General features: G+C 36.8%; 10 protein-coding genes. All 10 read left to right on the top strand.

Annotated features, from left to right (window positions below; translation table 11 throughout):
* Positions 1-31: 31 nt before the first annotated feature.
* The 10 genes from EG346_RS19765 (at position 32) to EG346_RS19720 (ending at position 12,364) form a co-directional block, all read left to right on the top strand.
* Positions 32-232 (top strand): hypothetical protein, encoded by a 201-nt coding sequence (locus tag EG346_RS19765; RefSeq protein ID WP_123881009.1) that lies wholly within the window; start codon positions 32-34, stop codon positions 230-232.
* Positions 229-705, top strand: a complete 477-nt coding sequence (locus EG346_RS19760; protein WP_123881007.1) for a Dps family protein — start codon at positions 229-231, stop codon at positions 703-705. The genes EG346_RS19765 and EG346_RS19760 overlap by 4 nt, the downstream gene beginning before the upstream one ends.
* Positions 706-966: 261 nt before the next feature.
* Positions 967-1,527, top strand: a complete 561-nt coding sequence (locus EG346_RS19755) for a helix-turn-helix domain-containing protein (RefSeq protein WP_123881005.1) — start codon at positions 967-969, stop codon at positions 1,525-1,527.
* 73 nt (positions 1,528-1,600) lie between these two features.
* Positions 1,601-1,942: a cupin domain-containing protein gene (locus EG346_RS19750; protein ID WP_073331079.1), complete on the top strand. Its 342-nt coding sequence runs from the start codon at positions 1,601-1,603 to the stop codon at positions 1,940-1,942.
* A 302-nt stretch (positions 1,943-2,244) separates the two neighbouring features.
* A complete protein-coding gene (locus tag EG346_RS19745) occupies positions 2,245-2,937 on the top strand; it encodes a DUF1003 domain-containing protein (RefSeq protein ID WP_123881003.1) in 693 nt (230 codons plus the stop codon).
* The gene (locus EG346_RS19740; RefSeq protein ID WP_073331070.1) at positions 2,934-3,800 is read left to right on the top strand and encodes a universal stress protein; all 867 of its coding nucleotides are present in this window, start codon (positions 2,934-2,936) and stop codon (positions 3,798-3,800) included. The genes EG346_RS19745 and EG346_RS19740 overlap by 4 nt, the downstream gene beginning before the upstream one ends.
* Before the next feature lie 92 nt (positions 3,801-3,892).
* Complete coding sequence (locus EG346_RS19735) at positions 3,893-4,648, top strand: DUF6544 family protein (RefSeq protein WP_123881001.1); 756 nt, start codon at positions 3,893-3,895, stop codon at positions 4,646-4,648.
* Positions 4,649-4,693: 45 nt separating this feature from the next.
* Positions 4,694-7,198, top strand: coding sequence for a cation-translocating P-type ATPase (locus EG346_RS19730; RefSeq protein WP_123880999.1), 2,505 nt, complete (start codon positions 4,694-4,696; stop codon positions 7,196-7,198).
* A gap of 259 nt (positions 7,199-7,457) precedes the next feature.
* The gene (locus EG346_RS19725) at positions 7,458-7,835 is read left to right on the top strand and encodes a hypothetical protein (protein WP_073331064.1); all 378 of its coding nucleotides are present in this window, start codon (positions 7,458-7,460) and stop codon (positions 7,833-7,835) included.
* A gap of 179 nt (positions 7,836-8,014) precedes the next feature.
* Positions 8,015-12,364 (top strand): CusA/CzcA family heavy metal efflux RND transporter, encoded by a 4,350-nt coding sequence (locus EG346_RS19720; RefSeq protein ID WP_123880997.1) that lies wholly within the window; start codon positions 8,015-8,017, stop codon positions 12,362-12,364.
* Positions 12,365-12,367 lie beyond the last annotated feature (3 nt).

Below are 12,367 nucleotides of genomic sequence, written 5' to 3'. Positions count from 1 at the left end.
CAAATAAATCCAGAAAATAAATCCAGAAATCATGGAAAAAAAAATAGTAAAACATACAATAGGTATAAAACCACTAAAGGAAAAACTTCTGGCAGCGGTAAACAGAGTGCTGACAAGTAATAACTCAGAGTTGACCCGTACAATGGAAAAGATCGTAAAAAAATCTCTTAAGCCCATTTCAAAAAAGGCAAAAAAACAGATTAAGAGAGCGAACAAGCGAACAAGCGCATGAAAATACAAATAGGAATAGCAGATGGCCATCGCCAGGCAGTAGCTGATGAACTGATGAAAATATTAGCTGATGAAAACATTTTGTATGCTAAAACCAAAAATGCCCACTGGAATATAGAGGGTGCGGATTTTTATGAAAAGCATCTGTTTTTTAAACATCAGTCCGGACAATTGGATGAAGCAATAGATCGTGTTGCTGAAAGAATACGTTCGATAGGGCATTATGCACCTGCAACATTAAAATCATATCTCAGCTTAACGCATCTCACAGAGCAGACAAAAGAAAGAAATGATAGTCAGGGATTTATTAAAGAACTGCTGCAAGACCATGAAAGTATCATCATCATCCTTAGAGAACACATTAAAATTTTTGCAGATGCTTTTCATGATATGGGAACCAGTGATTGTATGACAGAGCTTATGAAAACGCACGAGAAAATGGCATGGCTCTTACGCTCCCACTTGAAAATGTAAAAATGAGGTGAAAGACATCCGCCTTTTATGTAGAAGCTGAAGTTCTTAGTTATTGGTCTGTTGATGAGATCATGAGAGTGGTGTCATAATATAAACAAAGAAATAGTAATGTTGATACACTTGGATAAAAACCGGCAATCATTGAGTTTACCGGTGCGATCATCATTTTAGTTTTCCGAATGTTCACTATGGGAAGATACTTTCTTACAATCTGTCTTAATACCATAAATCATTATACAATGCAAATATTCAGTAGAACTTATGAAATTATACATCAAATATATGGTAAGTCTGCGCTGCAAAATGGTTGTTCAGGATGCATTAGATAGTTTAAATATAAATTATGTAGGGATAGAATTGGGATTGGTGGAAACCCTAGAAAAAACCAGTGATGATAAGAGGGCAAAACTTGCAGAGATTTTAATAAAATCTGGATTGCAGCTTCTGGATGACAAAAAAAGTATTTTGATCGAGAAAATCAAAAGTGTCATCATAGATATGGTCCATTACTCAGATGAGCTGCCAAAACAAAACTTCTCAGATTATCTCAGTGAAAAACTTGGGTATGACTACACCTATCTGGCCAATACATTTTCTGAAGTGAAAGGGATTACGATTCAGCATTATATTATTAATCATAAAATAGAGAAAGCCAAAGAATTACTTCTTTATGATGAACTTAATCTCACGCAAATCGCTTATAAAGTCAATTATAGCAGTGTTGCCCACTTATCCAATCAGTTTAAAAAGGTAACAGGACTTAGCCCTTCTTTCTATAAACAGTTAGGACAAAAAAGAAAGCAAAATCTCGAAGATCTTTAATCATCAATCTTCCGGCATTAGGCTGCAGAAAGAATTAAAACATCTATTTTTTTAACATTAGCCCAAATCTATTATGGATAATAACGAACTCGAAAAATCAACCGCTTATATCACGGTTGAAATTATAGAATACATTCCCAATTCTGTGGTCATCAAAACCATTTTGAAAAAATCAACCGGTAATATCAGTGTAATGTCTTTCGACAGTGGAGAAGGGCTTACTGAAAAAATATCCCCATTTGACACCTTTGCTCAGATTATAGAAGGAAAAGCGGAAATTGTGATTGACGGTCAATCTTTCCTTTTAGATACGGGACAATCCATTATTATTCCTGCTCATAAGCCTAATGTTATCAAAGCCAACGAGCGTTTTAAAATGATATTAACGATTATAAAAAGCGGCTATGAATTATAGGGATACAACCAAATATCTTATAAAAGAAATTTCTGATGTCAAGTTCGGGATACAGTCAGGATTTCCGGAATTATATATTCTTTTATATGAAAAACCTCGGTTTCATTCCGGGATGAAAAATCAATTGTTTATTAATGATTTAAAATATTATTTACAGTCTGCGACCAAACAGTTAAAGGAAATTCAGGAACCTATCTGCAGAATGCTGCCTAAAAATGGATCTCAGTTTAGATTTTCATTTTTTATTTAAAAAAACATTCTGGAATTCAATCACTGCAGATTAATAAAAGTAAAAGCTCAAAATGGAAACCAGTAAGATCAGTCATCAGGAAATTCGGGAAGGAGAAGAAGTGAAAGGAGAAGATCTTCGCGAGGGCATCTTTAACCTTATTAGGAAGAAAAATGCTCTCTTTAGCAAAGATGATTTTATCTCTATTTCGGAACTGAATCAATACCGAAGATTATACCTGACATCCTTAATTGTGGAAGAGAGGGGAGAACTTGAAAGCATAGATCTGGATGTAATGGAGGCTATTAAAAACAATTCCATTCTCTCGGAAAATATTCAGGATGAAATAGAAGCTGATCTTACGCCGGGAGAAAGGCTTGCTGATAAAGTTGCTTCTTTTGGTGGAAGCTGGACCTTCATTGTTGTATTTTTCTCATTTATTTTGATTTGGATATTGATTAATATTTGGTTCTTATCAGCAAAGTCCTTTGATCCCTATCCTTTTATATTGCTGAATTTGCTTCTTTCCTGTCTGGCAGCCATTCAGGCACCCATTATTATGATGAGCCAAAACCGGCAGGAACAAAAAGATAGAGTAAGAAGTGAACATGATTACAAGATTAATCTAAAAGCTGAATTGGAAATCAAACTCCTCAGTGAAAAAATAGACCATTTGCTTGTGAATCAAAATAAAAAATTACTGGAGATTCAGGAAGTACAGACTGATTATCTCGAAGATCTGATGAATGTTCTTCAAAAGAAATGAACGATTATATTGAACTAAATTTTAAAAAAGTGGAAAAAATTCTTGTTACTACAGATTTTTCGGATCATTCAAAATCCGGATTACGGTTTGCTGTTCAATTAGCTGCCCAGAATACATATAGCCTGACTTTTCTCAATGTCCATCATTTGCAGACACCTTCCGCATGGGATGCTGTAAGAATGGACGAATATGAGGAGGAGCAAAAAGAATTGATACACTCCAGACTGGTTCTTTTTGTGGAGGAAATATATGCTGCCATGCACATGGAGCCCAGAACTATTCAGTATGCTGTGGAATTGTCTGTCTTACCAGAATCCAGAATCGTGGAATATGCAGAGGAAAATAGCTTTGATTATATTTGTATTAGCACAAGAGGGGCCGGTGTGTTAAAAAAATTCTTAGGAACGATCACTTCTACTCTTATCAATCAATCTAAAGTTCCGGTAATTGTAGTGCCTCATGATTATAAAATAGGTACAATCAAAAGTATTCTGTACGCCTCAGATCTTGATGATTCTGAAAATGAGCTGATCAGGGTCGTATCATTTGCAAAACCACTTCAGGCATCTGTTGAATTGCTGAATTTTACATCAGAACCATGGAAAGAAGAAAACAGGAAGATCTTTGAAAGCAGGATAGACAAGATAGCGAATTATCCTGTAAGTATAAATATCACTGAGAAAAAGCAGGATGATCATCTGCTTGAAGGCATAGAGTTGGCTGTCAAAAAATCCGAACCTTCTCTGTTGATAATGTTCACACATCAAAGTAGAAATTGGTTTCAGAACGTTTTCTATGCAGGCAATTCTGCTGAATATTCATTTCATACCAAAGTTCCTTTGTTAGTCTTTAGAAAAGCATAGATAATTTTTTACCAAATGCTTCTAAGATGACAATACTTATTTCAATACTCATCATTACAATCCTATTATTTGTATTATTATTTGGTAAAATCATGATGCAATTTACATTTAATAGACAGTTGGCCCTCTTGTATGAAAACACCAAAAACAGATCAGGTCAACTCTATGACAGTATCATATTAAACGATTTGCCAGAACCTGTTCAACGGTATTTTAAATTAGTTTTGAAACATGGACAGCCCTATATAAGTTCAGTCCGGCTGGAGCATAACGGAATATTTAAGACTGATCTAAAGAAAGGCTATATAAACATAGCGGGTGAACAGCACTTCTCCGTAAGACAGCCACAATTTATCTGGAAAGGAACAACAACGATGTTTACAGCTATTGATAGTTATATTGCCAATACAGGAAGTTTAAAAGTTTTCTTATTGAATATCTTTAAGGTAGCAGAAAATAAAGGTGTCACATCAGATGAAGGTGAACTGCAACGCTGGGTGGCAGAAAGCGTTTGGTTTCCTACCAATCTGTTGCCATCGGAAATGGTAAAATGGACAGCAATTGATGCAAATTCAGCAAAATTATCATTCAGATATAAAGAAATTTTATTTCATTTTACGGTCTCTTTTAATGCCTTTGGTGACATTATAACCATGCAGACACAACGTTTCATGACAGGTAAAAAAAGAGAAACCTGGCTTTGCAAAATGTCGGGTTATAAGGAGGTTAATGGCTTTCGAATTCCTTTTTCGGCGGAAGTACTATGGAGATTATCTTCAGGAGATTGCAGTTATGCGAAGTTTGAAATTCAAAAGATAGAATACAATAAACATTACTACGGAAAGTAAAGATCAAATTCTAATCATTAATCGATTGTCTTAAAAACATTTACAATGCCTATTCACCATTTCAACATACAGGGTTTATCCGATAATGAAGTCATTCAGTCAAGGGAAAAGAATGGGAAAAATAATTTAAACTACAAAAAAGGAAACACTTTCTTTGAAACGGTCATCCGTATTGCCAAAGATCCCATGCTTATATTATTATTCGTAGCGGCTTTTATTTATTTTATCAGTGGCAAAAACGGAGATGGTATTTTTCTGACTGTGGCCATCATATTTCAAACCTCCATTTCTTTGTATCAATATTCCAGAAGCAAAAATGCTTTGGAGAAACTGAAAGACCTTTCTCAACCGAACTGCAAGGTAATCCGTAATGGCAAAATCATAGAAATTAAAAGTGAAGATTTAGTGGTTGGCGACAGCATGATGGTGGAAGAAGGGACTCTGATCACAGCAGACGGAAGTATCATTCATTCTAATGATTTTTCGGTCAACGAATCTATCCTAACCGGAGAATCACTTTCTGTCTTCAAAGAAAAAACAATCGTAGACCATTTTATTTACAGCGGCACCACCGTGGCCAGTGGATTGGCAGTGGCCACCATTACTGCTATTGGCAATGCTACCAGATTGGGGAAGATCGGAAGCAGTTTGGAAAGTATTACTGAAGAAAAAACACCTTTGGAAAAACAAATTGCTAATTTTGTAAAAAAAATGGCCATTACGGGTACCGTGGTTTTTATGATCGTCTGGATCATTAATTACTGGCATTCTCAAGAGGTATTGAACAGCTTACTACAGTCGCTTACTTTGGCTATGAGCATTTTACCAGAAGAAATTCCTGTGGCATTCACTACATTTATGGCGTTGGGAGCCTGGAGATTAATGAAGCTGGGGATTGTGGTGAAACAAATGAAAACCGTTGAAACGCTGGGAAGTGCTACGGTGATCTGCACGGATAAAACAGGAACATTGACAGAGAATAAAATGAGTGTTGCAAAACTGTTTTTACTCTCTTCAAACAAAATATTTCTACCTGCCGATACCTCCTCGGATGATGAAAAAGAACTCATCACCTCAGCAATGTGGGCTAGTGAACCTATTGCTTTTGACCCGATGGAAATCGCATTACACCAAACTTATGAGAACATTTCAAAAAATGACGAACGTCCTCATTACCATCTCATTCATGAATATCCATTAGGTGGAAAACCGCCGATGATGACCCATATCTTTTCAAATCGCTCAGGAAAACGTATTATTGCCGCCAAAGGTGCACCAGAAGCATTGATGGCTGTTTCGGATCTTGCCTCCAATGAAAAGCAATATATTAATAAAGCAATACAACTCTTGGCAAAGGATGGGTTTCGGGTCCTGGGAGTTGGCACATCTGATTTTACCGGAACTGAATACCCCAAAAAACAACAGGATTTATTGTTTCAATTCAAAGGCATCATTGCTTTTTATGACCCTCCAAAAAAGAATATCCAAAAGGTACTGGAGAACTTTTATAATGCAGGCATTGCCGTGAAAATAATCACCGGAGATAATTCTGCCACTACTGAAGCTATCGCCAGACAAATTGGATTCAAAGGATGCAAAAACAGTATTACAGGGGATGAACTGATGAGATTGGAGGATGACCAACTAAAAGAAAGTGTAATGACTAACAGCATTTTTACGAGAATGTTTCCTGAAGCAAAACTAAAAATCATCAATGCACTAAAATCAAACCATCAGATTGTAGCCATGACAGGAGATGGAGTGAATGACGGGCCGGCCCTGAAAGCCGCACATATAGGAATAGCAATGGGTAGAAAGGGAACAGAAATAGCCAAACAGGCAGCATCATTGATTTTATTAGAAGATGATCTGTCTAAAATGGTGGATGCCATTGCGATGGGCAGAAAAATTTACACCAATCTCAAAAAAGCTATCCAATTTATCATTTCAATACACATTCCTATCATTTTGACCGTTTTTATTCCATTGGCGCTGGGCTGGATTTATCCCAATATTTTTTCTCCGATTCATATTATATTTTTGGAACTGATTATGGGGCCGACATGTTCTATTGTTTATGAAAATGAGCCCATGGAAAAAAATACAATGACAAGGAAACCCAAACCTTTTACCTCCACTTTTTTCAATTGGAAAGAACTTTCAACCAGTATTATTCAAGGATTGGTCATAACTGTCGGAACGCTATGGGTATATCTATTTTCTGTTGACCAGGGATTCAATGAACAAATTACAAGGACAATGGTTTTTTTGACTTTAGTCACTTCCAACGTGTTTTTAACCTTAGAAAACCGTTCCTTTTACTATTCTGTAATCACCACTTTACGATATAAAAATAATCTGGTTTTAATCATTGTAGGCATTACAGTAGGCATTACAGGTCTTTTGTTGTATGTCAAGCCTTTAACCCGCTTTTTTGCTTTTGAAGAGTTGAATCTAATACAGTTTTTGATTGCCGCAGGAACAGGGTGTGTTTCAGTATTATGGTATGAATTGGTTAAATTTTGGAAACGGCATTATCAAATCATGTAAAATGATGATGACCTGCTTGATATTTCCATTAAAGAAATATTGATCAGTCGGTATTTCAAATATAAATTTCCAAATTATACCGATGGATGATAAAACAATTTTTTTCAACCCATTTATTCTGATCGTAATTGCTTTCTGTAAGTAATGCTTAATTTAAGTTCTATCTTGCTAACACGTTTCTAATAGTAAGAGTTTCTATTGATCGAAATTCGTATTAATTTATAACCATTCTAAGATTAAAATCATCTAATTTTGTTATGTGAAAAAGTGGATTTCCATAGTATTACTTTCCCTTTATTTGTTTTCAACAACTGAACTATACCAGCTGCTGAAAATCCCCGTTCTTATAGAACATTTTATAGAACACAAGGAACAGAATCCGGAAATAACGCTTAGAGCTTTCATTAAGATGCATTATGACCATCCGGTTAAAGATGCAGACTATCAGACAGACCAGAAACTTCCTTTTGTGGTTCACTCATCTCCATTGGTTCTGATTTTTACTGTACCGGATTGTAGGATTGAGGTTATAAAAACGATCATAAAAGAAGGTCATAAAGAAATGTATTCCTACAATTATCTCTTTTACGATAAAGGAGCCTTAAATTCCATTTGGCAGCCTCCTAAACACTGTTAATTTTTTCCGTTTGTTTTTACGGTTCAACACGTAGGTGTTGGTCTCTTATCCCGTTTTGATCTGGCTGGACTCTATTCCCTGTATTTTAAATTCTTTGATGAGAATAAGAGTTACAGGCGTTCTCGGCGTGGAGAGGAGCAAAGACTATTTATTTCAATTAAGATTTAACAGAATTATATATGCTTACAAAAATCATTGAGTTTTCTGTGAAGAATAAACTCATTATAGCATTGCTGGTATTTGGACTTATAGGCGTTGGAGCTTATCAGGTGACCCAATTACCAATCGATGCAGTGCCTGATATTACCAATAATCAGGTTCAGGTAATAACCACTGCTCCCTCATTCGGAGCTACCGATATCGAAAGATTAGTTACTTTCCCTATAGAACAAGCCAACAGTAATATTTCGGGTTTAAAAGAAATCCGGAGTTTCTCAAGGTTTGGTCTTTCATTAGTTACCATTGTTTTTGATGACAATGTTGATATTTACTGGGCAAGACAACAGGTTGCAGAGAGGTTGCAGCAGGTGCAGAATCAAATACCACCGGATATAGGAATACCTACATTGGGACCTATTTCAACGGGATTGGGTGAAATTTATCAATATGTTGTCCGTTCCAAAAAAGGGTACGAAAGCAAGTATGATATTACAGAACTGAGAACCCTTCAGGATTGGATCGTTAGGAGACAATTGCTTGGGGTAAAAGGGGTCGCGGAAGTCAGCAGCTTTGGCGGCCAGCTGAAACAATATGAAATCTCTGTAAATCCGGATAAATTAAATGCTTACGGAATTACCATTACCGATATTTTCGATGCATTAAAAGCCAATAACCAAAATACAGGAGGATCTTATATCGAAAAAGGACCTACCATTTTATATATACGAAGCGAAGGATTAGTGGGAAATCTGGATGATATTAAGAATATATCAATCTCCACAAAAAACAATGATGTTCCCTTATTTATCAGAGATGTTGCAGATGTACGCTATGGTTATGCTACAAGATTCGGTGCAATGACCTACAATGACAGTGGTGAAGTTTCCGGTGCTATTGTGATGATGCTAAAGGGTGAAAACAGCAGCGAGGTCATCAAAAATGTAAAGAGTAAAATAGAGCAAATCCAGAAAACTTTGCCGGAAGGTGTTGTGATTGAGCCATTCTTAGACCGAACCAAAATGGTAAACAATGCTATAGGTACTGTAGAAAAGAATCTGATGGAAGGTGCCTTGATTGTTGTCTTTGTGCTGGTCTTATTCCTGGGAAATTTCCGTGCAGGTTTACTGGTCGCTTCAGTGATTCCTCTGGCGATGCTTTTTGCCATTTGTATGATGAATCTTTTTGGCGTCAGCGGTAATTTAATGAGCCTGGGAGCACTTGATTTTGGGCTTATCATAGATGGCGCTGTCATTATTGTAGAATCCGTCATGCATCAGTTTACCCATAACTCAAAATTCAGGAAAGCAGTATCGGTTTCAAAACAGGAAATGGATACGATTGTCATAGATTCTGCAGGAAAGATGATGAACAGTGCTGTTTTCGGGCAGATCATTATCCTTATTGTGTATCTGCCTATTTTAACATTACAAGGGATTGAAGGTAAAATGTTCAAACCTATGGCACAGACCGTAGCATTCGCCTTGTTGGGAGCATTTTTGCTTTCACTTACCTATATTCCGATGATGAGTTCTATTATTTTAAGCAAAAAAATAAACCATAAAATGAACTTCTCAGATCGGTTAATGGAAAAAACTGAAAGGATGTATCGGAAGACATTGTTGAAAGTCTTGAGATTGCCGAAAACCATTTTCAGTATTGTCATTGTTCTTTTTTTAATTTCCGTTGTGGTTTTAAGCAGAATGGGAGGTGAGTTTATTCCATCATTGGAAGAAGGAGATTTTGCTGTTGATACAAGAGTTTTACCCGGCAGTAGTCTTAAAACAACGATTGAAAGCACGCAAAAAGCAGCCCATATTCTGAAAACAAGATTTCCCGAAGTTCAGAAAGTCGTCACCAAAATAGGAAGCGGAGAAGTTCCCACAGATCCAATGCCGATGGATGCTTCAGACATGATGGTGATTTTAAAGGATAAGAGGGAATGGACTTCTGCCAAAACCTTTCCTGAGCTTTCTGATAAAATGAGCAAAGCTTTAGAAGATGTTCCGGGAATTACAGTTGGTTTTCAGTATCCTGTGCAGATGCGTTTTAATGAATTGATGACGGGTGCCAGACAGGATGTTGTCCTGAAAATATTCGGTGAAAATTTGGAAACTTTAGTTAAAAATGCCAATCAGATTGGCAAAATAATAGGGACGGTAAGGGGAGCTCAAAACCTGTATATTGAACCTGTTTCAGGCCTTCCGCAGGTCATTATCAAGTATAACAGACCCGTTATAGCACAGTATCATTTGTCCATTGGAGACATCAACAGGGTGATCAATACCGCTTTTGCAGGACAAAGTACAGGTTTGGTTTTTGAGGGAGAAAAACGCTTTGATATGGTGGTCAGATTAAACAGTAATGACCGCAAAAATCTGGATGATGTCAAGAATTTGTTGGTTCCTACACAGTCAGGGAATCAGATTCCACTTTCGCAGCTTGCCTATATCGATATTAAAAATGGTCCGAATCAGATCCAGCGTGAGAATGGACAGCGGAGAATTGTGGTAGGCTTTAATGTCAAAAACCGTGATGTTCAGGGGATTGTAGAAGAACTTCAGGCTAAAGTAGATCAACAGCTGAAACTTCCTCCGGGATATTATGTCACCTATGGAGGTTCTTTTGAAAACCTGAAAAATGCCAAAAACAGACTGATGATTGCAGTACCGATTGCTTTGGTTTTGATTTTTGTGCTCTTGTTTCTGGCTTTTAAGTCGGTGAAAGAAAGTCTTTTAATCTATACGGCGATTCCGCTTTCCATCATTGGAGGGGTATTCTTACTGGCTGCAAGAGGAATGCCTTTCAGTATCAGTGCAGGAGTAGGATTTATCGCCCTTTTCGGAGTGGCAGTTCTCAACGGTATTGTTCTTATTTCAGAATTCAACAGACTGTATCAAAGCGGAACTAAAAATATTGTAAGAATAGTTGTAGATGGAGGAGAAGCGAGATTGAGGCCGGTGCTGATGACTGCTTTTGTGGCTTCACTGGGCTTTATTCCGATGGCTCTCAGTAACGGTGCCGGAGCTGAAGTTCAGAGACCGCTTGCAACCGTAGTGATAGGAGGTCTTCTGATGGCGACTTTGCTCACGCTTTTTGTGCTTCCGCTGCTTTATGTAACCATTGAAAAAGGATTTAAAATGAAAAATATAAGAAAAAACTCAATAATTCCTATTCTCATTCTATTGTTCGTTTTATCAGGAAATGTGATGAAATCTCAAACTAAGATCAGTCTTGATGAAGCAATTACCCTCGCTTTGAAAAATAACAGGGGTCTGAAAAATGAGAAATTAAAATCAGAATATGCAAAACAAATAATAAAGACCTCTTCGGACATTCCTCAAACAGGAATTTCTGTCGATTACGGACAAATCAACAGTGTTTACCGTGATGTGAAATTCGGGGTTTCCCAGAGCATTGCATTTCCTACAGTGTACAAAAGACAGAAAAGCCTGTACACAGAAGAATGGAAAAAGAGTGAGCTCAATATTTCATTAAAAGAATATCAGTTGAAAAAAGGAGTAACGCTAACATTTTACAACATTCTATACTGGCAGGAAAAAGAAAAACTTCTGAATAAATCATTGGTTTTATATTCTCAATTTCTGGATAAGGCCAATTTAAGATTAAAAAGCGGAGAGAGCAATATGTTGGAAAAAGTGACTGCAGCCAATCAAAAATCGATGGTGGAAATACAGATAAAGCAGGTAGAGCAGGAACTTAAAACCCTGCAGTTGCAATTACAATGGCTTCTTAATTCAGAAACAGAATGGCTTCCGGACGGAGACCGTCTGTTTTCTCCTTCCGGGCTGGAAAGTGATATTTCCGGAAATCCTTCTTTAAAGATATTGGAACAGCAAAAAAATGTAACAGCCCAACAGACGGCTTTAGAGAAATCTAAATTATTGCCAGGTCTGCAACTTGCTTATAATCTCAACAGCTTCCGCGGAATGGGTGCAGATGACAACGTATATAATGCCTCCCCACAGTTTCATTCTGTTCAGGTCGGTGTTTCTGTTCCCATCTTTTCTGGTGGACAAAAAGCAAGAATTCAAGCGTCCAAAATTGCAGAATCTGTAAGTGAAAATGATTTACAGAATGCTCAGTTTACCATAAAAAACCAATATAAAAAGCTTTCAGAAATTCAGCAGAAAAATAGGGAGATTGTTTCTCAGTACGAGAAATATGAACTGGAAAATGCTGACACTATTCTTGAAACTGCTCAAAAGCAATTCATCAACGGAGCGATTAATTATCTGGAATTTGTGATGCTTGTCAATCAGGCAATCAGCATCAAAAACAATTATACAGATGCCGTTTGGAATCTTAATGAAAGCATTGTTGAACTTGAATATATCAACTTAAATCAATAAATT

Origin of the sequence: Chryseobacterium carnipullorum (assembly GCF_003815695.1) — a bacterium.
GTDB classification, from domain to species: Bacteria; Bacteroidota; Bacteroidia; order Flavobacteriales; family Weeksellaceae; genus Chryseobacterium; species Chryseobacterium carnipullorum.
The sequence above is the reverse complement of the archived record's forward strand: the minus strand, read 5'-3'. Positions and strand labels throughout refer to the sequence as shown.

Coding starts and splice junctions, on each gene's coding strand:
- EG346_RS19740 (WP_073331070.1), top strand. CDS start 2,934: ATGAACGATTATATTGAACTAAATTTTAAAAAAGTGGAAAAAATTCTT.
- EG346_RS19720 (WP_123880997.1), top strand. CDS start 8,015: ATGCTTACAAAAATCATTGAGTTTTCTGTGAAGAATAAACTCATTATA.
- EG346_RS19745 (WP_123881003.1), top strand. CDS start 2,245: ATGGAAACCAGTAAGATCAGTCATCAGGAAATTCGGGAAGGAGAAGAA.
- EG346_RS19765 (WP_123881009.1), top strand. CDS start 32: ATGGAAAAAAAAATAGTAAAACATACAATAGGTATAAAACCACTAAAG.
- EG346_RS19730 (WP_123880999.1), top strand. CDS start 4,694: ATGCCTATTCACCATTTCAACATACAGGGTTTATCCGATAATGAAGTC.
- EG346_RS19755 (WP_123881005.1), top strand. CDS start 967: ATGAAATTATACATCAAATATATGGTAAGTCTGCGCTGCAAAATGGTT.
- EG346_RS19750 (WP_073331079.1), top strand. CDS start 1,601: ATGGATAATAACGAACTCGAAAAATCAACCGCTTATATCACGGTTGAA.
- EG346_RS19735 (WP_123881001.1), top strand. CDS start 3,893: ATGATGCAATTTACATTTAATAGACAGTTGGCCCTCTTGTATGAAAAC.
- EG346_RS19760 (WP_123881007.1), top strand. CDS start 229: ATGAAAATACAAATAGGAATAGCAGATGGCCATCGCCAGGCAGTAGCT.